This is a genomic window from Vreelandella sp. V005 (assembly GCF_052645115.1).
Genome location: NZ_JBQXYA010000009.1, coordinates 47,175 through 73,730 on the forward strand (window position 1 = coordinate 47,175; position 26,556 = coordinate 73,730).

Genomic DNA, 26,556 nt, shown 5'->3' on the forward strand with positions numbered 1-26,556 from the left:
CCCTGCTGGGGAGCGGGATGCATAACCTCTTGTTAACATGGTTAAAGCGCTTGTTGATGTCGCTAGGAGCATTGTCGCTGCTGGCGACATTGCTGTTTATAGGCGGCAATTTTTGGGTGCTGGCTACTACGGCAGCTTACATCGAGCGTCAGCCGCAGCAGTGCCGTTCTGCTCGCGTGGGCATTGTTTTCGGAACCTCTCACTGGACGCGTAGCGGCGTGCGGAACCCTCACTTCCATGCGCGCATGCGCACGGCCACCACGTTAATCGAGCAGAATCAGGTCGAACACCTGCTGCTCTCTGGGGATAATCGTACCCAAGCCTATAACGAACCACGAGCGATGTGGCGTGAGCTTTATCGGCGGGGTGTCGCAGCCGAGCAGTTGACTATGGATTTTGCAGGCTTTAGCACCTATGACACCCTGGTGCGTGCGCGCGACGTTTTCCAGTTGGATAAAGCGCTGTTGGTTACCCAGAGTTGGCATTTGCCCCGCGCCGTTTACATTGGTCGAGCACTGGGTATGGATGTGGCGGGCTGCGTAGCGGATGATGCTAACGTCAGCCTGGAGTGGCGATTAAAGCTGCGCGAATGGGCAGCGCGCGTGGCTACCCTGGGCGATTTGTATATATGGGACAGAAAGCCCTATTTCCTCGGTACACCGGAGCCCATTGAGTTTAAAAAACGGGCGCCAATCGACCTTATCCTGCCGTCATTAAACGAACGGTTTACCGCACCCTAACGGTGGGTTTTGCGCTTCTGCAGCGCATAGAGTTCACGAATCAATTTACGGCACCCCTGCATGCACTCTTCCACCACCGGTTCGATAGGGTCGGGTAAGGGGTGCGTAAACAGTGAGGAGAGCGCCTGCATCAATACACGCTCTTGCTCCAGTAACTCATTGATCAATACTTGGCTATCGTTACCCACGAAGCTTTTCAGACGGCTCCATAGCCATAAAAAATCGTCGCGTTCGACGTCTGCATCCCGAGGCAGCATTTTTAGATGTGCGCGGGCAAGCTCCTGTAACTTTCGCATCTGCTTGAGCCGCGTCGTGTAGTGCGGCTTTAAAGCGTCGCGCAGCGAGGGCCGCAGGCGTTCGATATTGTCCTGGAAATAATCAATGCTATCGGCCAGCGCTTCCAATACGCTGTCCATCGCCACTTGGCGATTATCGAGAAACATGAGCGTCTACCTCCTTCGGTGACGCAGATTGTGGGGGGGACAGCGTCGATTTGCCACCCCCGAATCGGATTATTTTAATATTTTGCCTTAGCCTTTAGGCTTGGGCGGTGCTTTGCGGGCTGGAGCAGCATTCTTTTCAATGTGTTCAATGATCATACCTGCAATGTCCTTGCCGGTGGCGTTCTCAATGCCTTGCAATCCAGGCGATGAGTTGACCTCCATTATCACCGGGCCGTGATTGGAGCGCAGTAAGTCGACCCCGGCGACACGAAGACCCATCGCCTTGGCAGCGCGGATAGCCGTTGAGCGTTCTTCAGGGGTAATCCGAATCACACTCGCGGTGCCACCGCGGTGAAGGTTCGAGCGAAATTCACCATCTGCTGCCTGCCGCTTCATTGAAGCGACGACTTTATCGCCGATCACAAAGCAACGAATGTCAGCCCCGCGTGCTTCCTTAATATACTCTTGAACCATGATGTTGGCCTTCATGCCCATGAATGCCTGAATCACTGATTCTGCCGCCTGGTTCGTTTCCGCCAGTACCACGCCAATCCCTTGAGTGCCTTCAAGCAGCTTAATCACCAGCGGTGCGCCTTTCACCATGGTGATCAAGTCGGGAATATCATCCGGCGAGTGGGCAAAGCCGGTAATCGGCAGGCCCAGCCCTTTGCGTGACAGTAATTGCAACGAGCGCAGTTTATCTCGTGAGCGGGTAATCGAAACATTGTCGTTAATGACATAAGTGCCCATCATCTCGAACTGACGTAGCAACGCACACCCATAAAAGGTAACCGACGCACCGATGCGGGGAATAACCGCATCAAAGTGCTCAATTTCTTGACCCTTATAATGGATCGAAGGGTGGTGGGACGTAATGCTCATGTAGCAGCGCAGCGTGTCCACCACACGAGCGGTATGCCCCCGCTGCTCTGCGGCTTCAACCAGGCGGCGAGTAGAGTACAAATTACGGTTGCGCGATAGCAGAGCGATATGCATGTAGAGGACTCCGAGTCTAAATAGTGGCGACGAGTAATTGAGTTAAGGCTCACCGTGCAAAAACGCAGCACCGGGAGCGACCAGTAAGCGGCGCATTGCGCGACGTCCTAACAGCATGGGGTGACGCATATTGCTGCGATCAGTCAGGGTCAGTTCAACAGGAAAATTAAGATCGCCCATTTGCATAGGGGTGCGTATGACATAACGCCACTCGCTGTGACCATTTGAACTGGTGACCCGGCGTCGATCATGCAAGTGCAAGCTGTAGCGATGGGCGGGTGTCGTAGGGCCGCCGCTGTGGGTAATAAAGCTTACCCATAGTTGACCATGTTCATCTTCATGTGTCTCTATCTCTTCTGCATGCAGGGCAGAAGTACGCGCACCCGTATCTGCTTTACAGCAAAGATGAAGCCCTAGCTCAGGTAATGTCACCATTTCACGGCGACCAATGACCGCTTTGGCCTGATAGGGTAATTCCTTCACGGCTCACTCCTTGCAATTAAAAGTGACAACATCTCATCATGCCTTTCTCTGTGTCATCATCATGCTCAAACGGCGCTGAATAGAAGAGCCTTCAGGCGCATCGCGCAATGCCATCATAATGGGTAAGCGCAGCCGTGGGATGAGCGCCAAATCACGCACGACGGCGGCAAAATCCGTGCGCTCGTCTTCCGCCAAACACTGTAAAAAAAGAGGCAAGCGCTCAGCGTCTTCAAGGTAATGCCAGCCGCGCCCAGCAATGGCCGCTAACACATCGGGCCCACTGGCTGCCGTGTCATGAAGTAATGCTGTATACCACTTACCTACTTCACGCGCATCGGTGTTGCCAACGGCCCGCAGGCACCCACACAGCGTTTCCACATCGCCCGCTTGGGCAGCGGCTTCGCCGCAACGGCGCAGCGCGGCGGTCAGCACCGTAGGTAAGGATTGATGCTCTAAACAGTAGCACACAGAGTGAATTACGGTGGCTGGCAAGGTTGGAAGTCGCCGCGCCAGTGAGTCGGCCTCGGTTTTTTCCATGCGAATGACGTAGTCAGCAATGCCCTGTAATCCCAAGGCCTGCCAATCAATCGTCTGCTGGCCGCTGAGGTAGGCGTCAACGGGCTCAAAATGTTGGCTGGCAGGAAGGCCTGCGGCATACGTTGCACGGGCATTCAGTACGGCTTGAAAGGTAACGCTAGGCGTGAAGGCAAGTGGATTATCCTTCATTAAGTGCTCGACGTCCGCTGTTTCTTCACGCCCCACCTGAGAAACGGCACGCCCTAAGGTTTCAAGCAGGCGATTTATGAAGGCGTCGCGCTGCGCTGGAGCGAGCATTCCCTGCTCATCTAGCGGTAGGGCTAAAAACCAAATGGCAGGTTCGGGCATATCGCCCAAACGGAACAAAATGGCTATACGTGCCTGACCCTGCCATGGCTCTGGCCAGGCCGTTTCGCCACGCTCAAAAGTAGCTAGCGACTCCCGAGGGCAGGCGACCACATGGCGCCCCATGTGATAAAGGGAAACCTCTGCGCCGCTGCGGGTAAAAAACTCATCAAGGGTTTGAATCGGTTGCATGACATCCTTCCGCGTTGCAAGCCTGCACTCTACCTTGATGAGGGGTGACTGTCAGCCGCCTTGGCTGATAAATAGCGACCCAGGGGTACGACCCTTATGACAGTGCGGTTAAAAAATAAACAACTGCTCGAAAGCCCCATGAGATCAAGCGTTGCGATACCTTTCCATAGTTTATCCACAGGCTCGTGCAGGTTTTCTGTGGGTCTATGGATAACATTTCGCAAAGGAGATGGATTGGCAAGCAGCGCATGGAGTAGGGATAATAGCAGCAAGACATCTTTTTCTATCCCGAGGCAATGACAAATCGACGTTATGAGTACTTTTCAACCGCTACAGGCAGCCCTTTTAGAACTCGAAGCCGCAATGAAAGCCGCCGATCTATGGCGCATGCCTACACCTGACGCTGATGCATTTGCCAGTCAGCAGCCGTTTTGCATCGATACGATGTCGCTCCCCCAGTGGATACGTTTTGTATTTATTGCCCGCTTAAATGCCTTGATGGAAGCACATGCTGATATGCCCGCTAAGTGCGAGGTGGCACCTGCCGTTGCAGCGTATTTACAGCAAGAGAAAACACCCGCTCATCATCAACTCCTCGTCGTGCGCGCCGTCGAAAAAGTCGATCAGATCGTCACTGAAAGCTAATCTCGCTGGATCCTCAAAGCCTGCCAACAGGCAGGCTTTGAGGATAAAGGCAGAGTAGTAGAGTAGAGCAATGAGCATTGCTAGAAAAATAGCTCAGAAGCGATAGCGGAGGCCTGCCATGACCACCAACGGGTCGATTTCAAAGCTACCAGCCACCGCGCTGTTGTCGCTAGTGGGGGCTACCTTGCACTGCCCTCGCGGGTAAATAAATCCCCCTGCACCGTAGGCAACGGCGTGGCGACTAAGGGCCAAGGTGGCAGCAGCCATACTGATGGCGATTAGGATAGGCAACGATAAATAGCGCTTGGCGTTGCTCCTGGCCGATACGTAATGGCGGTGCCCAGGCAATGAATAAGCTTGAAAAAAGGACCTAACCCAAGGGAGAACGTATGAAGCCTTCCCATGCCTGGATACCTGAACGGTTTCCACCACGGGAAGGCTTCATTAACAGGCTACGTTGAGTGCCTTATTGGCGCTCTCTTAACGTTGGATATGCTGATATTCACCAGCATCGGCAGTCATGCTGCTGACTGCCAAGATGGCAATGAAGGAAGCGATAAAGCCAGGAATGATCTCATACACGCCGGGACCACCCATGAACTCGCCGTTCCAGCCCAGTGCAATCCAGATCATGACCGTCGCGGCACCGACTACCATGCCAGCAATAGCCCCCGCACCGTTGGTGCGCGACCACATCAGCGACAAGATAATCAGCGGGCCGAATGCAGCACCAAAGCCTGCCCAGGCGTTACTCACTAACCCCAGAACTTGTGAATCAGGGTCTGACGCAATAACGGCGGCCACCAGACCTACCAGGATGACACTAATCCGGCCGACACCCACACACTCTTTGTCAGTGGCTTCCTTACGGAAGAATAGGCGGTAGAAATCCTCGGTCAAAGATGAAGACGCCACTAGCAGCTGGCTAGAAATGGTACTCATCACGGCAGCTAGCAGGGCAGCATAGAGGAAACCCGTTACCAGCGGATGGAACAGCAGATCGGCTAGGATGATGAAGATCGTTTCGGGATCTTCCACATTCATGCCATTGCGTACCGCGTAGGCCCGCCCGAATACACCCAAAGAGACGGCACCGATCAACGAGATGGCCATCCAGCCCATGCCGATGTTACGGGCAATAGGCACATCCTTGAGCGTTCTGATTGCCATGAAACGGACGATGATGTGAGGCTGCCCGAAGTAACCCAGGCCCCACGTAACGGCAGACAGCCAGCCAATAAAGGTCAATCCATCCGTCCAGGATAATAGCGTGGGATCGACTTCATTGAGGGTTTGCGATGCTTGGCTGAAGCCACCGCCGCCTTCACCAAAGAGCACTACAGCGGGCATGATCACCAGCGCCAACATCATGATGCAACCCTGCACGAAGTCGGTCATGCTCACTGCCAGGAAGCCGCCCACAACGGTGTAAGCAAGAACGACGCCTAGGGTGATGACAATCCCCACGGCGTAGTCGCTTAGCCCGCCAAAGTTGAAAATTCCCGCAAAGGCGCTCTCGAACAGCTTGCCACCAGCTACCAAGCCTGATGCCGTATAGACCGCAAAGAAGATAACGATGACGATGGCGGACACCGTTCTAAGCGACATTGCGCGGGTAGGAAAGCGGTTGGCCAGGAAGGCGGGAATGGTAATTGCATTACCATAGTGAACCGTTTGTTCACGAAGGCGCGGTGCGACCAGTACCCAGTTAAAGAACGCACCTACAAACAGGCCGATCCCAATCCAGGCTGAGCCCAGGCCGGAGGCAAAGAGTGCTCCAGGCAAGCCAAGCAGCAGCCAGCCACTCATGTCCGAAGCACCGGCTGACAAGGCCGCTACCTTAGGGCTTAGGGTGCGGCCACCGAGCATGTAATCTTCAGAGGTAGACGTCGATTTGCGCATTGCATAAACGCCGATGGCGATCATGAGTGCAAAGTAGGCAAAAAGGCTGATCCAAACGCCAATATCCATGAAATATCTCCAGTTCATCAGGACGGAGTTAGCTCCGTCAGGTGTCTGCGCTTACCAATAAGATATTGGTAAAGGCGCAGTCTTATAGTTGTTAACCCCTTTACATATTCAGGTTATTGGCTCAAACGAGCACCCGAAAGGAAGGTAGTCAGAGAGGTTGTCGGTAATACGTTTTGCAATGTTCCCTATGCCTAGCACACGGCCTGGAGAGGCCGCGTTTGTGAAGGCAATCGCTCTATTGTTTTCAACCATGAGACGGTTCCTTTTCAGGAGTTCAGGTTAGTGGTGTTGATGAGTCGTTCACTCATCGCCTAGCGCCAACAGGGACGCGTTCCCGCCTAAAGCAGCGGTGTTATTGGTAATCGTTTTTTCAGTCACAAAACGTTGCAGGTAGTGCGGTCCACCGGCTTTAGGGCCTGTGCCCGAGAGGCCTTGACCACCAAACGGCTGCACACCCACGACAGCCCCGATGATATTACGGTTGATGTATACATTGCCCACGCGCATTTTCTGCGCTATTTCAGCGGCAAACGATTCGTTACGGCTATGCACCCCAAATGTCAGGCCGTAGTTGCGGCCGTTGATGTCGTTGATGACCTTGTCAAGCTGGTTAGCTTTGTAGCGAACGATGTGCAATATCGGCCCGAACTGCTCGCGGGTTAGCGCATCGATGCTGTCAATAACGAAGGCAACCGGCGCCACAAAGGTGCCTTCCTGGGTATGCTCAGCAGCCATGGGTGTTTCGGCGACCAAACGGTCCTCTGCCTTGAGTTTTTCGATATGCGCGATTAAGCCTTTGCGGGCATCTTCGTCGATCACCGGCCCCACATCGGTGCCCAGATCGCGCGGGTCACCAATGCGTAGTTCATCCATGGCGCCTTTGAGGATCTCAATGACCCGGTCGGCAACGTCATCTTGTAAATACAGCACGCGCAGCGCCGAGCAGCGTTGTCCTGCGCTCTGGAACGCTGACTGAACCACATCCACCACGACCTGCTCAGGCAGGGCGGTAGAATCCACGATCATCGCGTTCATGCCGCCGGTCTCGGCAATCAACGTGGGTAGGGGCGCATTCTCACGAGCGGCCAGGGCGCGGTTGATAATGTGTGCAGTATCGGTACCACCGGTAAAGACTACGCCGGTAATGCGTGGGTCAGAGGTGAGCACGCTACCCACGGTGGGGCCATCGCCCGGCAGTAGCTGAACCACATCGCGTGGCATGCCCGCTTCGTGGAGCAACTCGATGACGCGGTGTGCGACGATAGACGTCTGTTCCGCAGGTTTGGCCAGGACAGTATTGCCTGTCACCGCCGCCGCGACGATCTGGCCGCAGAAGATGGCTACCGGGAAGTTCCAGGGGCTGATCGCAGCGAACACACCTTTGCCCCCCATGAATAAGCGGTTGGACTCACCAGTGGGCCCAGGCAGCTCCACCACTTGGCCAAAGTCTTCTTCCGCACGCATGGCATAGAAGCGGCAGAAATCCACGGCTTCCTTGATTTCGTCAACGCCGTCGGTAAGCAGCTTGCCCCCTTCACGAGAACAGAGCGCCATCAGCTCCGGCATATGCGTTTCCATCAGATCGCCCAAGCGACGCACGATGGCAGCCCGTTCGGCTACCGGCGTGGCATCCCAGCGGGGGAACGCGGCCCAGGCGGCATCCAGCGCTTGCGTGGCTTGGTCTTTGCTCGTCCACTGTACGCTGCCCACCGTTTGGCGGCGGTCATAGGGGCTGGTAACGCCATGCGTGTTGGCCGAATCATCAGCCACCTCAAAAGCTAGCAGCGGTTTTACTAAATACTGCTTATCCATAAATTCGGCCATCTTCTCCATGAGCGGATAGTAGTGGCTGCGAATATTGAGATTGACCCCCCGCGAATTACGCCGTTTAGGCCCATAAATGTCTTTGGGCAGCGGAATGTTCATGTTGGCCAGATTTTTCTGCTGCTTTAGCGTTTCTATCGGGTGTTGGCAAAGCCACTCAACGGGTACGTCTGGGTCGACCAACTGGTGAACAAATGACGAGTTGGCACCGTTTTCAAGCAGGCGACGAACGAGGTAGGGCAGTAGGTCTTTGTGCGCTCCGACCGGTGCATAAATACGGCAGTAAGTGCCTTTAGGGGCTCGCTCAAGCGCGGCGTCGTAAAGCGCTTCGCCCATGCCGTGCAGGCGTTGAAATTCAAATGGACGGCTATCGTGGTTAGCGAACTCCAGGATCGTCGTCACGGTATGTGCGTTGTGCGTGGCGAACTGGGGAAAAATACGCCCTTGGGTGTCGTTGGAAAGCAGGAATTGCGCGCAGGCAAGGTAGGCCACATCGGTGCCCGCTTTACGGGTAAATACCGGATAGCCGTCGACACCTAGCTGCTGAGACTCTTTGATTTCGGTATCCCAGTAAGCGCCCTTGACCAAGCGTAAAGGAATTTCATCGCCCTGTTGGTCGGCCAAGCGGTTGATGTAATGCAGTACCGGCAAAGCGCGTTTGGAGTAAGCCTGGACCACCAAGCCGAAGTGCCCCCAGCCTTTGGCAGCGTCACTTTCATAGACCGCTCGGAACACTTCCAGTGAAATTTCCAGGCGATCGACTTCTTCAGCATCGATAGTGACTGCTACATCCAACGCACGTGCTTTGCTGACCAGCTTGATAACGGTATCGACCAGCTCGGTGAGCACCTGCTCGCGGCGGCCAAACTCATAGCGAGGATGAAGCGCTGAAAGCTTAATCGATACGGATGGCGCGGGTGTTCTGTCGCTTAAGGTTTTACAGGTTTTACCCACTTGTTCGATGGCCCGCGCGTAGTCGTCAAAATAGCGCTGGGCATCGTTGCGGGTACGGGCGGCCTCGCCCAACATGTCGTAAGAGTAGGTATAGCCTTTATTAAACAGCGGCTTCGAGCGTTTCAGTGCCTCATTGATATCACGCCCCAGCACGAACTGCTTGCCCATGATCTTCATCGCTTCGTACATGGCGCGACGAATCACCGGCTCGCCCATGCGATTGACCATGCGGTTGATAAAGTTGGCTGGCTGGCCCTCTTTGGGGTGGTCCAGCTTGAGCACGCGCCCGGTCATTAATAGCCCCCAGGTCGAGGCGTTGACCATCCACGAGTCGCTCTTACCAACGTGGGACTGCCAGTCGGCGGGGCCAAGCTTATCTTCGATTAGCGCATCGGCGGTGGCTTTGTCGGGGATGCGCAGCATCGCTTCCGCCAGACACATCAGCATTAAGCCTTCATGGGTATCCAGGCTGTACTGCTGAAGCAGCTCATCGATAGTATCGACAGCCGTGTCCATTTTGCGAACATCTTGAACCAGAGCGGCCGTATTGGCTTCAATGCGGGCAAAGTCGTCGCGGTCAGCATCAAGCACCTTGATCAGCTCGCTAACATAGGCGCTTTCATCCACTAGATAGTGGTCGCTAACGCGAGCCATGAGAGTGTCGAGATCAGTTTGCCAGATGGCAGGGTCACGCATTTTCTTGGCATTGAGCATTGAAGCCCCCGAAAGTCTATACAGAACGAATGGGTAACAGGGCGTTACGCCCAAGCTAATAAGCGAATGTAGAGTGAGGCCACCTCAGGTGTATGCTGATTTGACGGTAAAACATGTCAATTTCGCGGTAAGCGAGGTGACCTTACGACTTTAGTAGAGTTTTTGTTGGCCTGCTAGAGGGCCCATAGAAGCGTTTGGTACACTAAAGGCTATGGTGAGACCATCGCCCTGGCGCAATTTACGCGGCGACAATCCATAGCTGCTTCTAAACGCATGAGAAAGTGCGCTTTGATTGGCAAAGCCGGTTTGAAGGGCGATATCGGTAAGAGGCAGTCGGCTTTGTAAAATCAGTTGGCGAGCCGCATTCAGTCGTTGACGCTTCACGTATTGCCAGGGAGAAAGCCCCGTTTGAGCCCGGAAGCAGTCGGAAAAATGGGCCTCACTCAAACACGCCAGCCGCGCTAAATCCGCGACCCGCAGTTCATCGGCAAGGTGCTGGCGAATAAAGCGATTGATGCGCGTTAGGTCCAGGCGTTGCTGGTTGGCATGGCTGGTGGCGCCGAGTCTGGCTTTGAGTGAACCTAACAGAGTGGCAGCTAAACGGTCTTGCTGAAAGGAGTCGATAGACGTATCAAACCCTTGAGCAAGCTCGCTCTCCATGAAGGCAAGATAGTGGCGCAGTGCATTGTCCAACCCGAAAAAGCGGGGAGCATCAAATAGCGCTACCAATTCACGATTTTCTCCGGTAAGCGCGGGAGCATCGTCGGGCAGGTCAAGAATCAGTTGTCGATTATGGCCATTGCCAGAGTAGTAGTGTTCGTGATTGGCGGGCACGATACAGCCCGAAAACGCGTTGACGCGGCCGCCCAACCCTTCGATCTCAAATTCTGACGAGCCACACATTGTAATGACTATTTGGTGAAAGTCATGGGCATGGTGTTGCGTAGCGCTGGCGAGGGGTATTTGTCGAATGGTGCTCGGCATAGCAGTCTCCAAAACCGCATCAGCTACTGCTGGCGAAGGGCCGTATGGGCGGACAAATGGTCACGAAGAGCCTGAAGTTCTGCTTGACCCTCTTGATTGAGTAACGGCTTGCCCTGGGCAATCATCCAGCGCCTACCGTATTGCTCCATTAAATGTGCGGCACGCCGTCTAATGTCATCTAGGTACTCATTATGCCGGATGGGGTAGCCAATAATGGCATTCCACTCGGTTTCACTTACCTGACTGTTGAGTGCTTTATCAAACAGAGCCAGTAAATCCTTGGGTTCAGTGCGGTAGCGTGGCGTACTTGAGGTCATTAATACCAGCATCACTGCGCCAATGACCAGCAAGCACACCCCAAATACCAAAATATACAGTGCCATTCGCTGAGCTCCTAGCCGTCATCGGTTAACTTATTGCCACTTAATTATACGCTTGACGCTACCCAGGTCGAAAATTTTACTTTTTTGCGAACTTTTTAATCGCGGCGTGTCTGAGTAAGTACAGGCAACAGCGCGATAGCAGTCGCTAAAGTTGTTGTTCTGGCTCTTTGTTTTGATCCCTTGCTTCCGCTACTCATTGAGTAGCGGTTTTTTTTGGCGACTCGTTAGCCATTCATCGCCGCTTGAATGAAAACAATCTGGAACGGCGATTAATGGCGGCGAATCATCAGCAGCGCAATAAGGATATCACGCCGAGTCACGATGCCTATCAACCGCTGCTGTTCAACGACTGGGTACACTTTGGGCTTGGCGCTGCGCATTTCCTGGGCCAAATCAGTGATACTTTTATTGGGTGAAACGCTGAGGACCTCATGGCGCATCAACTCTTTAACGAGCGGTGCCTCATCGTCATGGTAAATACTATCCAGCACACGGCCCAACACATCCTGTTCCGAGATAAAACCGATTAAACGGTCGGCAGCGTCCACAACAGGGGCTCCGGGCAAACGATGCAGTGCCAAACCCTTGGCTAATGTCGTGATCGATGCTTCAGGGGAGACACGGTAGCAATCTCGGGACATGATGTCGCGAACGATGCTAGGGGTTGTTTTATTCATTCTGGACACTCCTCGCTCATCGTGCTCAATGCTGTGACAGCGAAAGCTAGCACAGACAATGCGTTCTAATTGTTTGATGTTGTAGACGCTAAGGTAGAATCGACACTTTCACTGTAGGTGATTTGACCAAGGGCGGCTTTCCTGCGCGCTATCTTAATTCAACGCTGCAAGTACTGAATTATCGGCGCGGATAATTTTCTAACCGCTTTAATCGCTCGTTAATTAAGGCATCAAGGAGCTTTCCATGGATGCACGTGAGTATTTAAACCGTAAAGGCGTCGGGGTTGACCGTGATCCCGACCGCCCTAACACGCTGGAAGAGAAAGCCTGGGAGCGCGCCCGAGGCTCTGGACACCAGCGGCCTAAGTCGGGCACGCCACATGATTGGGAGGACTGGGAGCGTCATCATGATGATCTAGCGGAGGGGGCTGAAACCCTTGAGCAAAAAATCGATAAAGAGGCGCATCGACTCGCTCAGGAACGTGCCGCTCAAGCCGCAAAACAACCGGCTGCCAGCCCAGTAGAGCATTACACGCCACCCCCTGAAGTGGCATCAGTTGCGTCCCCAGCGGCAACGTCTAAAACGACGCCAGTCAGCCCGCCAGAACAGTTGATACCGGAACCTGCTGCGTTGAAGCTCGCTTACTATGCATTGGCAATACTCCTACCGCCACTGGCCCTTGGCTTGACACAAGCTGGCCCGAAGCGAGTGGGGATCGCGGTACTATTGACCTTGTTGGGCTGGCTGCCGGGTATCGTGTATGCGCTTTGGTGGTTGCAGCGGCGTTAACCAGTACACATGATTGGTGTTTACCGCTTGGCAGGTGCTTCCAGGCGCGTATAATCCCCGTAAACTAATTAATAAGACGAGGTTTACGATGGGGTATCTGATTGGCGTCACTGCGTTATGGGCGTTCTCCTTTTCGCTGATAGGAGTCTATCTTGCCGGTCAAGTTGACAGCTACTTTGCTGTGCTCATGCGGGTAACGCTTGCCATGCTGGTGTTTTTGCCTTTTTTACGCCCCAGCCTCCTGCGGGGCAAGCAGCGGCTTGCACTGATGGGCCTGGGTGCCATTCAACTCGGCATTATGTACACCTTCTTTTATCAGTCCTTTTTGCTGCTGTCAGTCCCTGAAGTGCTGCTGTTTACCATCTTTACGCCCATTTATATTGCCCTGTTGGATGATCTGCTGTTTGGTCGCTTTACGCCTATCTATCTGGTGACGGCCCTGCTGGCGGTGCTCGGGGCCGGGGTTATTCGTTATGACGGCGTTGATAGCGGTTTTTGGGCAGGTTTTCTTGTCGTGCAAGGGGCAAACCTCTGCTTTGCGATAGGCCAGGTGGGCTATCGTCGGTTAGCCGCTGATTTACCGTCTTCTTTAGCGTGGCACAACGTATTCGGTTGGTTTTTCATCGGTGCGATGCTGGTGGCACTGCCCACTTATTTATTGTTTGGTAATAGCGCTGCACTGCCGACTACATCGCTACAGTGGGGCGTACTGGCTTGGCTGGGGTTGGTCGCCTCGGGCATTGGTTACTTCGCGTGGAATCAGGGCGCTACCCGGGTGGACGCGGGCACCTTGGCGATCATGAACAATGCCCTGGTACCCGCGGGGTTAATCGTTAACCTGGTGATTTGGAATCGTGATGCAGATATTCCACGGCTGTTGCTGGGTGCGCTGATTATCGTGGCTTCCCTATGGCTGAACCATTGGTGGTGCCAGCGTCGGCAAGTGGCCGTTAGCTAAGCGTATTTGCCCGATACGTGAGGTATCTCCATAATGGCGGCTTATGTTAGCGAGAGCCGGCTCATGAGCAACTCCTTACCACGCGACGCGAACCCTTTAAGGACCGAGTCTTTAAAGACTGAGCCTTTTGAGGATAAGCCTTTGGGAGATAAGCCTTTAGATGCTGAGTCTCCAGAGGGCGAGACTTCAATGTCTCTGTCGCACGCTAGCGGTCGAACAGGCAGGCCTTTTAAAACCATCGGGCTGATTGGTCGGCTGGGCAGCGATAAAGTGATCGACTCCTTGCAGCGTCTAGTGACTTACCTAGTCGCCCATGAGTATTCGGTGTTGATGGAAGACCGTACGGCCACTGCCTTACCCCACCATGGCCAACCGGAAGCAAGCCGGCGCATGCTGGGAGAATTATGCGACTTGGTCATTGTGATAGGGGGTGATGGCAGTTTACTGGGGGCTGCGCGTACGCTTTGCCGAAGTGGAACGCTTATTTTAGGCGTAAATCGTGGTCGCTTGGGTTTTCTCACCGACATCTCGCCAGATGAACTGGAAACACGTGTCAGTGAAGTATTGGCTGGCGAGTTTGAAATCGAGCAACGCTTTTTGCTTGATGCCGTGCTATATCGTAACGGTGTTGCGGTAGGCAATGGCGATGCTTTGAATGAGGTAGTGCTGCATCCTGGCAAAGCGGTACGCATGATCGAATTTGAACTGTTTATAGATGGCCAGTTTGTTTACAGCCAGCGCAGCGATGGGTTGATCATTGCTACCCCTACCGGTTCTACGGCCTATGCGCTGTCAGGGGGCGGCCCCATCATGCACCCCAAGCTTGATGTAGTAACGCTGGTGCCCATGTTTCCTCATACGCTATCGAGTCGGCCGATTGTGATTGATGCTGCCAGCGAAATTCGTATTCATATTGGAGAGACCAACCAGTCTTATCCGCATATCAGTTGCGATGGTCAAACGCGGGCAGTGGCAAAGCCCAATGATGTACTGGTCATCACCCGCAAGCCTGAACGTGTGCAGCTGGTTCATCCTATCGGCCACAATTTTTATGAAGTGCTACGCAGCAAGTTAGGCTGGAGCCATCGGTTGGGGGATTGAGTATGGAAGGATATGACCTGATTGGTGATGTCCACGGCTGTGGCGCAACACTGGCCGCATTACTCGAGAAGCTGGGTTATCACCAGCGCAATGGTGTTTATTGCCACTCCCGGCGAAAAGTAATTTTCCTCGGTGACTTGATCGACCGTGGGCCGCGTATTCGTTTGGCGGTCACCATTGCACGGCGAATGGTAGAGCAGGGGGAAGCCTATATTGTCATGGGCAACCATGAATACAATGCTTTGGCCTATACGCACCCAGGTCCGGCAGGCAGTCATAAGCGCTGGCTGCGTGAACACACCCCACGCCATAATCGTATTATTCAAGACACCTTGGAGCAGTATCGCGATTACACCAATGAGTGGGAAGATACGTTGGCGTGGTTTAAAACCATACCGCTCTGCCTAGAAATCGATGGTATTCGGGTGGTGCATGCGTGTTGGGATCAGGCATTGATTGATGCGTTCAAACAGCGGCGCCCAGATCAATGCATGGATACCTCGTTTTTGGTCGAGTCCACTAAACCCGGTACACAGGCGTATAAGATTTTGGATCGGCTCACCCGTGGGCCCCACGTATCGCTGCCTGAAGGGATAGCGATACATTCAGGCGATGGGTTTACGCGTAAAAGCTTTCGCGCCCATTTCTGGGCCAAAGATCCACAGCAGTGGGGCGATGTAGTCTTCCAGCCCGATAATTTGCCCGGCGATCTTGAGACGCATGCGCTATCAAACGAAGAACGCCAGCAGTTGAGTTACTATGGGCCAGAACAGCCGCCCCTCTTTATTGGTCATTATTGGTGCGAAGGTATACCGGCGCTTCCTGCCAGCAATATCGCTTGCCTGGACTACAGCGCAGTTAAGTATGGACGCTTGGTCGCCTATCGTTGGAGTGGGGAAAGCGTGTTGAATGCCGACCATTTTGTCTGGATTAAGGTGCCTAAAGAGGAGCGGGCGTTACCCAACGCTTGGGAAATGGACTTCGATTGATAAACTTTTTTTAAAATTACATACCGTTACTTTTTTTTTGAAAAACGGCTGAACTAACCGTGCTGTCGGCTATCAGAGTAAGTGTTCCCTTGAATGATCCCTTGCTTTTATTCTCCGGCGGTCCCCACCGCCGGTTTTTTTTGCCTGTTTTTTGGTGCCAATGCTGGTAACCCATTACCCGCTGCGGTTCACGAGCCGCTAGCACATTGATTAGAGGGACGTTATGCATCCAGTGATGCTTTTGCCCGATCACGCGGACACAAGCCAACTGCGCCAAGCGCTTTGGCGCCACCGCATTGGTCACCGCATTACCGATGAGGCCGATGGTCAGTTGCTGTGGATCGCCGACCCACGTCAACAAGATGAACTGACCGCTTTGGTAGAGCGCTGGAGGCGTGGCGACCCCCTAGAGATTCAACAAAAACAGCCGCGCCGCCGCCACATGAATACTTCCCTAAGTACGCTAATACATGTGCCGGTCACTGCGCTGATGATAGTGATTAGCCTCCTAGTCTTTGCCCTAATAGCGATATTCGGCGACCAGTTGATTGTGGCGTTAACCATTGTGCCCATTGGCATTTCGGGGGGGGAGCTGGCGTTCGGTACACTGTCGCAAACGCTTTCATCAGGGCAGGTGTGGCGGTTGCTATCGCCAGCTTTTCTGCACTTTGGCTGGATGCATTTAATATTCAATTTAATGTGGGTGTGGTATTTCGGCCGTCAGATCGAAGGGCGACAAAGTAGCCTTACGATGTTAATGCTACTCGTCGTGGCAGGTATTGGTGCGAATATCGCCCAATATCTCACAGGCACTGTCTTGTTTGGTGGGATGTCGGGTGTGGTGTATGCACTGCTGGCGCATGTTTGGTTAATGTCACGCCGAGTACCTGGCAGTGGTTTCTTTGTGCCGCAAATGCTGGTGGTCTTCATGCTGGGGTGGATGGTGTTCACCATGACAGACATGGCAGGCAGTGTCGGCTTTGGTAATGTCGCCAATGAAGCGCATTTGGGCGGACTACTCGTGGGGCTTATCACAGGCTGGTATTATTCATCCCGCCGTTTGAAAAATCGTTAAGAGGCCAGCAATGAGCGAAATGACGTTTGATAAAATGATTAACCAGATGACGCCGGCAATTTATGAAAGCCTGAAACAGGCGGTATCGCTGCGCAAATGGCCTGATGGTCGTCGCTTAACGCCTGAGCAGACTGCGCTCTGCTTGGAAGCCGTGATGCGCTATGAAGCCGAGAACAACGTGCCGGAAGAGAATCGCGTGGGCTATTTAGAGCAACGAACCTGCGGAGCAGCAGCCAGCGGCGCGGGTGTCACGCCCGAAATGGCGGGTTTGGCGCGGGATGCCACGCGTGATTGAAGCAGTAATCACAGGGTGTTTAAGCAAAATGGCGGCAGCGCTGCCGGGCCGCCAAGACGAACAGGTGGTTTACCACTTGCGTGCGGGGGAGCACCGCCTTGCCCTCAATGAGCGTATCGGCGAGCCGCTTACGCTGCGATGGACGGGGGCGATTGCCTGCACTCACTGCGGGCGGGCAACCAAAAAGAGCTTTGCTCAAGGGCATTGTTACCCATGCTTCAAGCGGCTGGCCCAATGCGACACCTGCATTATGAAGCCAGAAACCTGCCACTTTTTCCAAGGCACCTGCCGTGAGCCAGAATGGGGCGAGAGACACTGTTTTCAACCTCATATCGTTTATTTGGCGAACTCTTCTGGCTTAAAGGTGGGCATTACGCGCAAAACCCAAATGCCGACCCGCTGGCTGGATCAAGGCGCCATACAGGCGCTGCCCATCCTCGAGGTTGATACCCGCCAGCAATCCGGTTTTGTCGAGATGCTGTTTAAAGAGCAAGTGGCTGATCGCACCAACTGGCGAGCGATGCTGAAGGGCGATGTCCCGCCAATAGATTTAGCGGCTGAGCGAGATCGTTTGCTTACCCTATTAGCAAGTGGCTTAGATCAATTACGCGATACCCACGGGGCAGGCGCTATCCGCGCTCTGGAACAGCCTGCACAAGCATTTCACTACCCGGTCAGCGTCTTTCCGAAAAAAGTGGTGTCACATAATTTTGACAAGCACCCGCGGGTAGAAGGCGTTCTGCAAGGCATCAAAGGCCAATATTTACTACTTGATAGCGGCGTCATTAACCTCCGCAAATTCACAGGTTACGAAATTCAGGTGAGTTAAACGGCTAGCCAGAGTGCGGCGTTTTGTCTAAGGTTAGGTCAGGAATTATGCCGCCTTAAGCAATGCAAGGAAGCCCCGATGCCCTGGCTTAAACTGCTTCACATTGCCGCACTCGTGATCTGGTGCGGCTCACTGCTCTATTTACCCGCTTTGCTCAGCCAGTCGCTGCAGCTTCGCCGAGACTCGGGCTTTGCCCAGGGCACGCCGCCCATGCCGCGGTTTTTTTATATCTCGGTGGCGACGCCTGCTGCGTTAGTGGCGATTGCGTCGGGTACGCTACTGTTTCTTATTAATGGCATATTGGGTGGCTGGCTGATCTTAAAGCTTGGCGCTGTGGTGGCAATGGTGGCCGCGCATGGCTGTTTTGGCTGGCTAATACTTCGACTTGAAACGGGCCACTATCGCTGGGTGAAACCCGCCAACTGGACAGCGATGTGCGTCGCGTTGGCGGCTATTCTTAGCGTACTGGGGTTTGTGTTAGCAAAACCATTGGATTGGAGTTAACACTGTGGCACTACTTTTCAACGTCGACCCCCACCGCGTGTTCATACACCAATTGCCCGCCCAACAGGCCCGCCACGGCGATCAAGCCTGCTGTGACCAGCGAAACGGCCAAGCCCCAGGGCAAAATCGCGCTGGCGTCGTTAAACCGCAGCAGCCAGTTCAGCGACGCCAGCGAGAGCATCACGACGGCAACGATGGCGTGGCTCCAGCCGGTAATCAGGCGGCGAATACGCGGCACGGTTACCAAGTCGATGATGCCTGCTGTACTGGCAATCCACCCGCCAAACGCGCCGACGCCAGCCAGCCACAGGCTAGCGCGCAGCCAGAATTCATCACCACTCAGCAAGAATCCGATGTCGCTGGCCACCAGCGCCAACAGCGCGGCGACGGGGAAATGGATCATCACCGGATGCAAAGGATGGCCGGCGATAGAGGCGCGGCTCACGATCGAGAGCTGACGATTTTTTGCCATAATCACTTCCTGTGGGCAGAAAAAGGAATTCAGGGATGAGGCTCACTGTTCAACGCTTAATAAGCATTCAACGCTTAACCCAGCCGAGGGTCAACCGGCTGGGTGCTCTGCTCGCACTGTTAGCGACAGCACTGCTAAACGGTTGTGCGGGCGATAAGTCTATTCTAAACCCGGCAGGCCAAGCCGCGCGAGATGTGGTGATGATTTGGTGGGTAATGCTAGGGTTTGGCACCGTGGTGTTGGTCATGGTCACCTTACTTTGGCTGTTTACCTTCAAGCGTAAAGAGGTGACTCGCACCCCTGTTGAAGAGCGTCGAGTGGCACGGCGATGGATTATCGGTGGGGGTATTTTATTGCCGGTTGCCAGCATTACCGCGTTACTCGCTTTTGGGGTGCCAACCGCGCAGCGGATGTTGCCCCTGCCGCTTGGCGAGCCGCCGGAGGTCATTGAAGTCATCGGCCATCAGTGGTGGTGGGAAGTCCGTTACCCAGGGGCAGAAGGGGGAGAAGTAGTGACCTCCAATCAATTGATCATGCCTGCAGGCGAGCCGATTGATTTCCACGTTACCGGCGCTGATGTCATCCATGCTTTTTGGGTGCCGCGGCTGGGCGGCAAGATCGATATGGTACCTGGGCGCGTTAACAAAATACGCTTGGAAGCAGATGAACCAGCGGTATTTGGTGCTCAGTGCGCCGAATTTTGCGGCGCCCAACACGCCCAAATGCAGCTTTATGTGGAAGCCGTTGAGCGTGACGAGTATGACGCGTGGTTAGCTGCCCGCCAAGATGACCAGCTATCGACGCTGGCGACCAACGATCAACAGCATGAACCTGCCAGGGAGGCATTTATGAACCATTGCGCGAGCTGCCACCGAGTAGCGGGACTCTCGAGTGGTAATGAGGGACCAGACCTCTCCGATCTTGGTAGTCGCACTAGTTTGGGCGCGGGCATTATGGCCATGGAAGAGGGCGCGGTGACCTACTGGCTGCAACATCATCAGCAGCTAAAACCGGGCAATAAAATGCCGCCCCACGATGATATTGATACCGCTACCTTGGCGTCCCTGGGTGCTTGGCTGGAGACGCTCACACCATGACGACTATTGACCGCGATGTAACTCCGCCCAGCGATCAACGCCACCCCGATCAGTTACACAGTGATCTGAATGAAATTTGGGGTAACCCGCGTGGTTTAAAAGCATTGACCATCGTCAACCACACCACGCTTGGTCTGAGGTTCATGATCACCGGGATGGTGTTTTTCTTGATTGGCGGTATGTTGGCCATGCTCGTGCGCACTCAGTTGGCGCTGCCTGATCAAGACTTTATGACGCCAGACATCTATAACCAAGTCACTACCATGCACGGCACGGTGATGATGTTCCTGTTCGCTATCCCGATACTGGAAGGGCTGGCGATTTACATGATTCCCAAGATGATTGGGGCGCGTGATTTGGTCTGCCCACGGCTAACGTCGCTTGGTTACTGGTGTTACCTGTTCGGCGGTATCATTATAACATTTAGCTTGGTCATAGAGATGGCCCCCAACAGCGGCTGGTTCATGTATACCCCGCTCAGCAGCAGCGAGTACTCGCCAGGTTTAGGGTCAGATTTTTGGCTATTAGGGATCACCTTCGTTGAAATCTCCGCGCTCTCTGCAGGTGTTGAATTAGTCGTCTCGATACTGCGTACGCGCACCCAGGGAATGGCGCTGCACAAAATGCCGCTGTTTGCTTGGTACATCCTTGCGATGGCGATGATGATTGTAGTGGGCTTTCCGCCGCTGATTCTGGGCAGTATTTTGCTGGAACTCGAACGCGCCGCGGGGATGCCATTTTTCGATGTAGCCGGGGGCGGCGACCCGATCCTTTGGCAGCATCTTTTCTGGCTGTTCGGCCATCCCGAGGTTTACATCATCTTCCTACCGGCAGCCGGGATCGTTTCCACGCTGATCCCTGTCTTCGCTGGCCGCCCTATTGTGGGCTACGGCTGGGTGGTTTTTGCCATTATAACCACCGGTTTCATCAGCTTTGGGTTGTGGGTTCACCACATGTTTACCGTGGGGATTCCACAACTGGCTCAAGCCTTTTTTTCAGCTGCCAGTATGTTGGTCGCGGTGCCAACAGCGATACAGGTGTTTGTTTGGCTGGCGACGCTATGGCTGGGCAAGCCAAAAATGAAACTGCCGATGCTATGGATCGTAGGCTTTTTGGTTATCTTTGTATGCGGTGGTTTAACGGGGGTGATGCTGGCGCTGGTGCCGTTTAACTGGCAGGTGCACGACACACACTTTGTCGTCGCGCATATGCATTACGTTTTGGTAGGGGGAATGTTCTTCCCGCTGATCGCCGGGCTTTACTACTGGTTGCCGTTATTCTCGGGGCGCATGCCTTCTGAAACGCTGGGCAAATGGGGCTTTTGGTTGACGTTTATCGGCTTTAACACCACTTTCTTGATTATGCACTGGACCGGGCTGCTGGGTATGCCGCGCCGCGTTTACTCTTATGAATCAGGCATGGGCTGGGATATAACTAATCTCATCTCCTCCGTGGGTGGTTTCATTATGTCGGCCGGCATCGCCATGGTGCTACTGGATATGGCGCTGCATTTCCGCTTCGGTAAACCCGCTAAAATCAATCCCTGGCATGCTGATGGCTTGGAGTGGGCTAATCGCATGCCGCCGAGTGCTTATAATTTCGTCAGCCTGCCCAATATTGAAACCCGGCACCCGCTATGGGAGGACCCTGAACTACCGCACACCATCGCAGAAGGCCAGCATGGCCTGGCGGTAGCGACCCATGGGCGCCGTGAAATGTGGGGTACCGACCCGTTAACCGGCAAAGTGCGCGAAGTCATTCACCTGCCGGGCAACTCCTGGTGGCCTCTGTTCGCTGCGATGGCGTTGGCAGTGGTGTGTTTGAGCCTATTGACGCGCCTTTACCCGCTGGCCGCTATCGCCGTGGTCATCGCTACCCTGTTCCTATTACGCTGGTCATGGGAAAACGGCGCGCACCCCAAGGCCGCGCCTGATGCCCAGGTGGCGCCCGGCGATCCGCCGCTCCATTCGCGCACCATGGATGGCCCCGGCTTGTGGGCAATGTCGATTACCATGCTGGCCAATGGCTCGTTTTTCCTTTCCTACCTGTTTGGCTGGTTCTATCTTTGGACGGTTTCGCCTGGATGGAGAATGCCTGAGGAATCACCCCTCTCTTTAATGGGCCTTCTGGTGGCTGGTGGGGCGCTAACGATAGGCGCGGGCATCCTTGAGAAACAAGTGCATGGTTTGCGCCAGAAGCGTGATGCGGGGCTGGCGTTAGCGATGTTTAGTATCAGTGCGCTGGGGTTTGCCCAGGTAGGTGTTACCCTTTGGGTCTTACTGAGCGCAGAACTGGCGGTTACGGCAAGCGCCCACGATGCCATTATCATGGTTGGGCTGGCTTATGCAGTGTTACATGGTGGGTTGGGGGCGGTGCTAACGCTGCTTCAGGGGCTGCGAGTGGGCTATGGCTATGTGGGCGCTCATGCGCCTTTTGAGCCCGCCGTGGTTGCTCAACTATGGCGATACAACGTGGCGACATTCTGGATTATCGTCGGCGCACTTGCCGTGTTGCCGCGGGTGATAGGGAGCTAAACCGATGGCTATCGCGATGCAACGCTTACAGCTAACCCATCCATTGCACTTTGTCATTGGCCTAACGCTTTGGAGCGCTTGGTTTGTAACGGTTTACGGTGGCCATGCCGTGGCCTGTGAAGTGATTCCTCCTGACCCAGAGCAGGGCATATTTACCCTGGTAAATGCGTTGCTGTTAGTGGTCAGTCTTGCCGCTGTTGGGCTGCTGGCCATGTTAACCGTGGGCTGTTATCGCATAGGTAAACGCCACGAAGGGCGGCTGCGCTTTAATGCTCGGGTGTCAGCGGGGCTGTATCTCTTTTCTATGCTTGGTGTCTTGTTCGCGGCGATGCCTATCCTCGGCATTCCGCCTTGCCTGTGAGTGGCATGACGGACACCAGTGCAGACAAGCTCTATACCCTTCACGGAATGTGGTGCACCAGTTGTGCTTTGGCCGTGGAAGGCTCCCTCAAACGGCTGAGTGGCGTGCAAGACGTTAGCGTGCATTACCCCAGCGCTACGCTGTGTATAAGCGGCACGCCAGCCGCGACCCAGCTCTCAGTACTCGCCTCAAAGGTTAAACGGCTAGGCTACCGACTGACGGAGCTTGAGCCAGTGGGCGACGCCCATGCGCGTTTGGAGGAGGAGAGCCGCTACCTCACGCTTAGGCTGATGGTGGGGTCGCTATTTGGCATGTGGTCCATGCTTGCCTCAATTTTGATTTACGCATCGGCTTTGCCTAATGAACAGATCGAGCAGGTGGTGGCGTGGGTGTCGGGTGCTTTTTCCCTTCCCGTGGTGCTGTTTGCCGGTGTCCCGTTTTACCGTGCGGGTTGGCGCACGCTGCTCGCCAAGCGCCCAGGTATGGATGTGCTCGTTAGCCTTGGCGTCGTTGGTGCGGTCAGCGTCTCGATAGGTCTGCTGTGGCGCGGTTCAACGGAGGTTTATTTCGATACGGCGGTGATGCTGATTGTGCTTCTATTAGTCGGACGATTAGTGGAAACCTTGTGCCGTCATCGTGGGCTAAGGGCGCTGGACGCAGTATCCCTACCGAACGCTAAGGTTCGCGCTTCGCAACATAAAAAGTGGATAACGCTGCCCGCCGATGAAGTCGCTGCAGGGTGGCGTGTCGAGTTAGCACCCGGAGAGCTGCTGGCGCTTGATGGCACCTTGGTTGACGCGGCTTGGATCGATACCGCCTCGCTGACCGGTGAAAGCCTGCCGCGCCATTTCAACGCAGGTCAAAAGGTATACGCAGGCTGCCGACTCCTGGGTACGGTACCTGCCGTAATAGAGGTAAGTGCGGGGGTAGGCAAGCGCCGGTTAGACCGTTTATGTGATGAAATGCGCCGCTATCAGGCCAAAAAAGGGGAATTGCAGAAACTTGCTGACCGCTTTGCCGCTTGGCTAAGCCCCCTTGCGCTGCTCTTGGCGCTGTTAACACTACCGGGCGCGCTGTTAATGGGGCTGAGCTGGGAGGAGTCGTTGGTGCGGTCGCTTTCCGTACTGGTGGTGGCCTGCCCCTGCGCGGTGGGCCTGGCCGTACCATTGGCAAGCCTTGCTGGTAGCGGCCAATCCATGCAGCAAGGTATTGCGCTACGCGAGCCGGCAGCGCTTGAAACCTTAGCGCGTATTCGCTCGGTAGCGCTGGATAAAACCGGCACTTTAACGACCGGTATTCATTCCGTGCAGCATTGGCAGGCGCGGGAGGGCGTCGATAAACACAGGGTACAGCACACGCTAAATGCAGCCGTTGCTGGAAGTGAACATCCGTTAGCCCACGCGTTAGCACACTGGTCAGGCGGTCAACGTGCTCAGCACCCTGAGCAAAACCCCGAACAAAACATAGAAGTAAATGAATCGCCTGGGGAAGGGCGCCGTGTACAGTTAAATAGCGGCGAGTGGCTAACGCTTGGCAGCGCTAATTGGCTAAATCGTCAGCAGATTGCGTTGCCATCCCAAGCAGAAGACCCCGCGATGGCGTTTGCTTCACAAGTGATGTTGGCTGATCAAGCGGGCTGGCTGGCTACGTTCTATCTCACCGATCAGCCGGTAGACGACGCTAAACCAAGCGTGGAGCGCCTCCTTGATGCTGGTTACGTGGTCGCGATGATCAGCGGCGACCGGCAGGGGGCCGTTAGCTGGTTGGGTGAGCAGGTAGGGCTTGCCCGAGAAGCTTGCTATGCCCAACGCTCGCCTGAAGCCAAAGCGCGGCTGCTACAGGCGTTACCATCGCCAGCGCTCTATGTGGGAGATGGGGTCAACGACACATTGAGCCTGGCCGCGGCAGAGGTTGGCATTGCCCCATTGAGTGCCAGCGAAGCCGCCCGTGAAGGTGCTTCGGCACAACTAATGACACCAGGTATTGGTGGTGTGGTTAAACTGCTTAGCATTGCTAAACGCACCCGGCGCATCATGGTACAGAATCTATTCTTTTCAGCACTCTACAACACCCTGGCCTTGGGGTTGGTGGTGGTGATGGCTATTCCACCCCTGGTCGCGGTGCTTGCCATGGCGGCAAGCTCGCTGACGGTTACCCTCAACGCAGCAAGGCTGGCTTGGGCAGAGCCGGATGAAAAGGACTAACTAAATAGCATAGCCAAGCGCTTGCTTAAGTTGCTCGGCGTGTGTGGCTACCCAACGTGGGTCTATCGCGCCCCAGTCGTGTATCTGATAGCGGCCAATATTATGGCGTTCGCCGTCATCTTTAGTGAACACGCACTCAATATCCAACTCGGCAAGTGAAGCGATTGTATCCTGGGCGGTACGCCGCGGCATGCCGGTGGCATCCATCAAGGCGGGTACGCTGGCAGTGCCTTGTTCGATCAAATGGGCCACATATAAACGTCGGTAAAAACTTGATTTGGTTTTGCTTAGTGCGGGCATGGGGCTTCCTTAACAGTAAAATGATTCATCCGCTGTGTAGCTTAAATGAATAAGTCACCCTGCGCCCGCGGCGGGTGAAAATCCCGCGTATTTAAACCCTGCTCGGTGCGATCCTGCATGTTCCACTGGCGGCTGGCGCGTGCAAAGCGCTGCGCAATCAGATCGGCAAAGACACCTTCCCCGCGAAAGCGCTTACCAAACTTGGCATCATAGGCCTTACCGCCCCTGCACTGGCGCATAAGGCTCATCACTTTGGCGGCACGTTCCGGGTAGTGAGCTTCCAGCCACGCCTCGAATAGCGGCGCGACTTCATAAGGTAAGCGCAGCAACATCCAAGCCGCCGTTCGTGCGCCTGCTCGGCTGGCGGCTTCGAGTAGTTTTTCGATTTCATGATCAGTCAGCCCTGGGATAACGGGTGAAATCAGTGTTCCTACCGGCACCCCCGCCGTATTGAGTTCACGGATTGCTCGCAAGCGCGCTTGAGGCGACGCTGCCCGCGGTTCCAGCGTGCGCTTTAAATTGGCGTCTAAGCTGGTCAGGCTCACAAATACCCGCACTAAGCGATGTTCCGCCATTTCTGCCAATAGATCTAAGTCACGTAGCACCAGTGTGCTTTTAGTTACCAGCGTCACCGGATGGCGGCACTTGAGTAAGAGCTCCAATAAACGGCGTGTGGTTTGGTAGGTCGCCTCTAACGGCTGGTAGCAGTCGGTATTGCCTGAAAGATTGATGGGGCGGCACACGTAGTTGGGATGGCAAAGTTCCTCCGTTAACCTTTCCACCAAACCGCTGCGGGCAATGAGTTTGGTTTCAAAATCCAGCCCTGGCGATAGATCCCAGTAAGCATGTGAGGGCCGTGCGTAGCAGTAGACACAGCCATGTTCACAGCCACGGTATGGATTCAGCGAGCGATCGAACGGCAAGTCCGGGGATTTATTCCACGATAGTGCGCTCTTGCTCACTTCCTCACGCACTTCGGTGGCGATGGTGGTAGATGTTTCTTCCCGCCACCAACCATCGTCTTCTACCTCGCTACGGGTGGGTGAAAAACGATTGTGCGGGTCGTACGTTGCCCCGCGGCCTTTACGCACGGCTGAAACACTCGATGTTTGATAGGGACTCGTCATTTGCCACCTCGGACCTGTATAACTATATGGCT

The 26,556-nt window shown here is 54.6% G+C and carries 27 protein-coding genes; 14 read left to right on the forward strand and 13 right to left on the reverse strand.

From position 1 onward, the window contains the following. The first annotated feature begins 17 nt into the window (after positions 1-17). Entirely contained in the window at positions 18-740 is a 723-nt protein-coding gene (locus ACUN8H_RS16635) for a SanA/YdcF family protein (protein WP_445533168.1), read from the forward strand. Here the strand turns inward: ACUN8H_RS16635 and ACUN8H_RS16640 are convergent. From ACUN8H_RS16640 to ACUN8H_RS16655, 4 genes are all read right to left on the reverse strand, one after another. Continuing rightward, on the reverse strand, positions 737-1,183 hold the full coding sequence (locus ACUN8H_RS16640; RefSeq protein ID WP_445533169.1) for a hypothetical protein: 447 nt from the start codon (positions 1,181-1,183) through the stop codon (positions 737-739). The genes ACUN8H_RS16635 and ACUN8H_RS16640 overlap by 4 nt on opposite strands. A gap of 87 nt (positions 1,184-1,270) precedes the next feature. Continuing rightward, positions 1,271-2,179, reverse strand: a complete 909-nt coding sequence (gene rimK / locus ACUN8H_RS16645) for a 30S ribosomal protein S6--L-glutamate ligase (RefSeq protein ID WP_445533170.1) — start codon at positions 2,177-2,179, stop codon at positions 1,271-1,273. A 42-nt stretch (positions 2,180-2,221) separates the two neighbouring features. Further along, the gene (locus tag ACUN8H_RS16650; protein WP_445533171.1) at positions 2,222-2,662 is read right to left on the reverse strand and encodes an ATP-dependent zinc protease family protein; all 441 of its coding nucleotides are present in this window, start codon (positions 2,660-2,662) and stop codon (positions 2,222-2,224) included. A gap of 36 nt (positions 2,663-2,698) precedes the next feature. Further along, positions 2,699-3,736 (reverse strand): DUF3549 family protein, encoded by a 1,038-nt coding sequence (locus ACUN8H_RS16655; RefSeq protein ID WP_445533172.1) that lies wholly within the window; start codon positions 3,734-3,736, stop codon positions 2,699-2,701. A 312-nt stretch (positions 3,737-4,048) separates the two neighbouring features. Here ACUN8H_RS16655 and ACUN8H_RS16660 point away from each other — a divergent pair, with 312 nt between their 5' ends. Continuing rightward, positions 4,049-4,381 carry a YqcC family protein gene (locus tag ACUN8H_RS16660; protein ID WP_445533173.1) on the forward strand — a complete coding sequence of 111 codons (333 nt, stop codon included), beginning with the start codon at positions 4,049-4,051 and terminating at the stop codon, positions 4,379-4,381. A 93-nt stretch (positions 4,382-4,474) separates the two neighbouring features. On the opposite strand, the gene ACUN8H_RS16665 is transcribed toward ACUN8H_RS16660, so the two are convergent. From ACUN8H_RS16665 to ACUN8H_RS16690, 6 genes are all read right to left on the reverse strand, one after another. Further along, positions 4,475-4,648: a hypothetical protein gene (locus ACUN8H_RS16665; RefSeq protein ID WP_445533174.1), complete on the reverse strand. Its 174-nt coding sequence runs from the start codon at positions 4,646-4,648 to the stop codon at positions 4,475-4,477. A 213-nt stretch (positions 4,649-4,861) separates the two neighbouring features. Then, entirely contained in the window at positions 4,862-6,352 is a 1,491-nt protein-coding gene (gene putP, locus ACUN8H_RS16670; RefSeq protein WP_445533175.1) for a sodium/proline symporter PutP, read from the reverse strand. A gap of 300 nt (positions 6,353-6,652) precedes the next feature. Continuing rightward, positions 6,653-9,844 carry a bifunctional proline dehydrogenase/L-glutamate gamma-semialdehyde dehydrogenase PutA gene (gene putA, locus ACUN8H_RS16675; RefSeq protein ID WP_445533176.1) on the reverse strand — a complete coding sequence of 1,064 codons (3,192 nt, stop codon included), beginning with the start codon at positions 9,842-9,844 and terminating at the stop codon, positions 6,653-6,655. A 150-nt stretch (positions 9,845-9,994) separates the two neighbouring features. Further along, on the reverse strand, positions 9,995-10,828 hold the full coding sequence (locus ACUN8H_RS16680) for a helix-turn-helix domain-containing protein (RefSeq protein ID WP_445533177.1): 834 nt from the start codon (positions 10,826-10,828) through the stop codon (positions 9,995-9,997). A gap of 23 nt (positions 10,829-10,851) precedes the next feature. After that, on the reverse strand, positions 10,852-11,211 hold the full coding sequence (locus ACUN8H_RS16685) for a hypothetical protein (protein ID WP_445533178.1): 360 nt from the start codon (positions 11,209-11,211) through the stop codon (positions 10,852-10,854). 269 nt (positions 11,212-11,480) lie between these two features. After that, the gene (locus ACUN8H_RS16690; RefSeq protein ID WP_445533179.1) at positions 11,481-11,888 is read right to left on the reverse strand and encodes a CBS domain-containing protein; all 408 of its coding nucleotides are present in this window, start codon (positions 11,886-11,888) and stop codon (positions 11,481-11,483) included. Between the two features lie 244 nt (positions 11,889-12,132). Here ACUN8H_RS16690 and ACUN8H_RS16695 point away from each other — a divergent pair, with 244 nt between their 5' ends. The 8 genes from ACUN8H_RS16695 to ACUN8H_RS16730 all read left to right on the forward strand — a co-directional run bounded on the left by ACUN8H_RS16695 (position 12,133) and on the right by ACUN8H_RS16730 (position 18,429). Next, the gene (locus tag ACUN8H_RS16695; protein WP_445533180.1) at positions 12,133-12,678 is read left to right on the forward strand and encodes a YqaE/Pmp3 family membrane protein; all 546 of its coding nucleotides are present in this window, start codon (positions 12,133-12,135) and stop codon (positions 12,676-12,678) included. An 88-nt stretch (positions 12,679-12,766) separates the two neighbouring features. Further along, the gene (locus ACUN8H_RS16700) at positions 12,767-13,636 is read left to right on the forward strand and encodes a carboxylate/amino acid/amine transporter (RefSeq protein WP_445533181.1); all 870 of its coding nucleotides are present in this window, start codon (positions 12,767-12,769) and stop codon (positions 13,634-13,636) included. A gap of 189 nt (positions 13,637-13,825) precedes the next feature. Beyond that, on the forward strand, positions 13,826-14,737 hold the full coding sequence (locus tag ACUN8H_RS16705) for an NAD(+) kinase (RefSeq protein WP_445533182.1): 912 nt from the start codon (positions 13,826-13,828) through the stop codon (positions 14,735-14,737). Positions 14,738-14,739: 2 nt separating this feature from the next. Beyond that, positions 14,740-15,726 (forward strand): metallophosphoesterase, encoded by a 987-nt coding sequence (locus ACUN8H_RS16710; protein ID WP_445533183.1) that lies wholly within the window; start codon positions 14,740-14,742, stop codon positions 15,724-15,726. Between the two features lie 223 nt (positions 15,727-15,949). Next, positions 15,950-16,801, forward strand: coding sequence for a rhomboid family intramembrane serine protease (locus ACUN8H_RS16715; RefSeq protein WP_445533184.1), 852 nt, complete (start codon positions 15,950-15,952; stop codon positions 16,799-16,801). A 10-nt stretch (positions 16,802-16,811) separates the two neighbouring features. Beyond that, positions 16,812-17,096 (forward strand): YeaC family protein, encoded by a 285-nt coding sequence (locus ACUN8H_RS16720; RefSeq protein WP_445533185.1) that lies wholly within the window; start codon positions 16,812-16,814, stop codon positions 17,094-17,096. Further along, on the forward strand, positions 17,080-17,925 hold the full coding sequence (locus ACUN8H_RS16725) for a DUF2797 domain-containing protein (protein ID WP_445533186.1): 846 nt from the start codon (positions 17,080-17,082) through the stop codon (positions 17,923-17,925). The genes ACUN8H_RS16720 and ACUN8H_RS16725 overlap by 17 nt, the downstream gene beginning before the upstream one ends. 78 nt (positions 17,926-18,003) lie before the next feature. Continuing rightward, on the forward strand, positions 18,004-18,429 hold the full coding sequence (locus ACUN8H_RS16730) for a CopD family protein (protein WP_290702453.1): 426 nt from the start codon (positions 18,004-18,006) through the stop codon (positions 18,427-18,429). Between the two features lie 10 nt (positions 18,430-18,439). Here the strand turns inward: ACUN8H_RS16730 and ACUN8H_RS16735 are convergent, their stop codons facing one another. Beyond that, positions 18,440-18,901 carry a DUF2231 domain-containing protein gene (locus ACUN8H_RS16735; RefSeq protein ID WP_290702451.1) on the reverse strand — a complete coding sequence of 154 codons (462 nt, stop codon included), beginning with the start codon at positions 18,899-18,901 and terminating at the stop codon, positions 18,440-18,442. Between the two features lie 35 nt (positions 18,902-18,936). Between ACUN8H_RS16735 and coxB the strand changes: the two genes are divergently transcribed. From coxB to ACUN8H_RS16755, 4 genes are read left to right on the forward strand one after another with little or no spacing between them, the layout of a single operon-like run. After that, positions 18,937-19,998 carry a cytochrome c oxidase subunit II gene (gene coxB / locus ACUN8H_RS16740; protein WP_445533187.1) on the forward strand — a complete coding sequence of 354 codons (1,062 nt, stop codon included), beginning with the start codon at positions 18,937-18,939 and terminating at the stop codon, positions 19,996-19,998. Next, positions 19,995-22,532 carry a cytochrome c oxidase subunit I gene (ctaD, locus tag ACUN8H_RS16745; protein WP_445533188.1) on the forward strand — a complete coding sequence of 846 codons (2,538 nt, stop codon included), beginning with the start codon at positions 19,995-19,997 and terminating at the stop codon, positions 22,530-22,532. The genes coxB and ctaD overlap by 4 nt, the downstream gene beginning before the upstream one ends. A gap of 4 nt (positions 22,533-22,536) precedes the next feature. Further along, complete coding sequence (locus ACUN8H_RS16750) at positions 22,537-22,893, forward strand: hypothetical protein (RefSeq protein WP_445533189.1); 357 nt, start codon at positions 22,537-22,539, stop codon at positions 22,891-22,893. 5 nt (positions 22,894-22,898) lie between these two features. Then, positions 22,899-25,097 carry a heavy metal translocating P-type ATPase gene (locus tag ACUN8H_RS16755; RefSeq protein WP_445533190.1) on the forward strand — a complete coding sequence of 733 codons (2,199 nt, stop codon included), beginning with the start codon at positions 22,899-22,901 and terminating at the stop codon, positions 25,095-25,097. Here ACUN8H_RS16755 and ACUN8H_RS16760 read toward each other — a convergent pair whose 3' ends face one another. Together ACUN8H_RS16760 and ACUN8H_RS16765 are read right to left on the reverse strand one after the other, a co-directional pair. Further along, positions 25,098-25,397, reverse strand: coding sequence for a winged helix-turn-helix domain-containing protein (locus tag ACUN8H_RS16760; RefSeq protein WP_445533191.1), 300 nt, complete (start codon positions 25,395-25,397; stop codon positions 25,098-25,100). 41 nt (positions 25,398-25,438) lie between these two features. Beyond that, on the reverse strand, positions 25,439-26,524 hold the full coding sequence (locus tag ACUN8H_RS16765; RefSeq protein WP_445533192.1) for a PA0069 family radical SAM protein: 1,086 nt from the start codon (positions 26,522-26,524) through the stop codon (positions 25,439-25,441). Positions 26,525-26,556: the final 32 nt, after the last annotated feature.

What these genes read in the sequence shown, in the direction of transcription:
- ACUN8H_RS16655 (WP_445533172.1), bottom strand. Translation starts at nt 3,736, where the DNA reads ATGCAACCGATTCAAACCCTTGATGAGTTTTTTACCCGCAGCGGCGCA.
- ACUN8H_RS16685 (WP_445533178.1), bottom strand. Translation starts at nt 11,211, where the DNA reads ATGGCACTGTATATTTTGGTATTTGGGGTGTGCTTGCTGGTCATTGGC.
- ACUN8H_RS16760 (WP_445533191.1), bottom strand. Translation starts at nt 25,397, where the DNA reads ATGCCCGCACTAAGCAAAACCAAATCAAGTTTTTACCGACGTTTATAT.
- ACUN8H_RS16665 (WP_445533174.1), bottom strand. Translation starts at nt 4,648, where the DNA reads ATGGCTGCTGCCACCTTGGCCCTTAGTCGCCACGCCGTTGCCTACGGT.
- ACUN8H_RS16715 (WP_445533184.1), top strand. Translation starts at nt 15,950, where the DNA reads ATGCATCCAGTGATGCTTTTGCCCGATCACGCGGACACAAGCCAACTG.
- rimK (WP_445533170.1), bottom strand. Translation starts at nt 2,179, where the DNA reads ATGCATATCGCTCTGCTATCGCGCAACCGTAATTTGTACTCTACTCGC.
- ACUN8H_RS16735 (WP_290702451.1), bottom strand. Translation starts at nt 18,901, where the DNA reads ATGGCAAAAAATCGTCAGCTCTCGATCGTGAGCCGCGCCTCTATCGCC.
- ACUN8H_RS16725 (WP_445533186.1), top strand. Translation starts at nt 17,080, where the DNA reads ATGCCACGCGTGATTGAAGCAGTAATCACAGGGTGTTTAAGCAAAATG.
- ACUN8H_RS16755 (WP_445533190.1), top strand. Translation starts at nt 22,899, where the DNA reads ATGACGGACACCAGTGCAGACAAGCTCTATACCCTTCACGGAATGTGG.
- ACUN8H_RS16705 (WP_445533182.1), top strand. Translation starts at nt 13,826, where the DNA reads ATGTCTCTGTCGCACGCTAGCGGTCGAACAGGCAGGCCTTTTAAAACC.
- ACUN8H_RS16750 (WP_445533189.1), top strand. Translation starts at nt 22,537, where the DNA reads ATGGCTATCGCGATGCAACGCTTACAGCTAACCCATCCATTGCACTTT.
- ACUN8H_RS16710 (WP_445533183.1), top strand. Translation starts at nt 14,740, where the DNA reads ATGGAAGGATATGACCTGATTGGTGATGTCCACGGCTGTGGCGCAACA.
- ACUN8H_RS16695 (WP_445533180.1), top strand. Translation starts at nt 12,133, where the DNA reads ATGGATGCACGTGAGTATTTAAACCGTAAAGGCGTCGGGGTTGACCGT.
- ACUN8H_RS16700 (WP_445533181.1), top strand. Translation starts at nt 12,767, where the DNA reads ATGGGGTATCTGATTGGCGTCACTGCGTTATGGGCGTTCTCCTTTTCG.
- ACUN8H_RS16690 (WP_445533179.1), bottom strand. Translation starts at nt 11,888, where the DNA reads ATGAATAAAACAACCCCTAGCATCGTTCGCGACATCATGTCCCGAGAT.
- putA (WP_445533176.1), bottom strand. Translation starts at nt 9,844, where the DNA reads ATGCTCAATGCCAAGAAAATGCGTGACCCTGCCATCTGGCAAACTGAT.
- putP (WP_445533175.1), bottom strand. Translation starts at nt 6,352, where the DNA reads ATGGATATTGGCGTTTGGATCAGCCTTTTTGCCTACTTTGCACTCATG.
- ACUN8H_RS16730 (WP_290702453.1), top strand. Translation starts at nt 18,004, where the DNA reads ATGCCCTGGCTTAAACTGCTTCACATTGCCGCACTCGTGATCTGGTGC.
- ACUN8H_RS16720 (WP_445533185.1), top strand. Translation starts at nt 16,812, where the DNA reads ATGAGCGAAATGACGTTTGATAAAATGATTAACCAGATGACGCCGGCA.
- ACUN8H_RS16680 (WP_445533177.1), bottom strand. Translation starts at nt 10,828, where the DNA reads ATGCCGAGCACCATTCGACAAATACCCCTCGCCAGCGCTACGCAACAC.
- ACUN8H_RS16635 (WP_445533168.1), top strand. Translation starts at nt 18, where the DNA reads ATGCATAACCTCTTGTTAACATGGTTAAAGCGCTTGTTGATGTCGCTA.
- ctaD (WP_445533188.1), top strand. Translation starts at nt 19,995, where the DNA reads ATGACGACTATTGACCGCGATGTAACTCCGCCCAGCGATCAACGCCAC.
- coxB (WP_445533187.1), top strand. Translation starts at nt 18,937, where the DNA reads ATGAGGCTCACTGTTCAACGCTTAATAAGCATTCAACGCTTAACCCAG.
- ACUN8H_RS16660 (WP_445533173.1), top strand. Translation starts at nt 4,049, where the DNA reads ATGAGTACTTTTCAACCGCTACAGGCAGCCCTTTTAGAACTCGAAGCC.
- ACUN8H_RS16640 (WP_445533169.1), bottom strand. Translation starts at nt 1,183, where the DNA reads ATGTTTCTCGATAATCGCCAAGTGGCGATGGACAGCGTATTGGAAGCG.
- ACUN8H_RS16765 (WP_445533192.1), bottom strand. Translation starts at nt 26,524, where the DNA reads ATGACGAGTCCCTATCAAACATCGAGTGTTTCAGCCGTGCGTAAAGGC.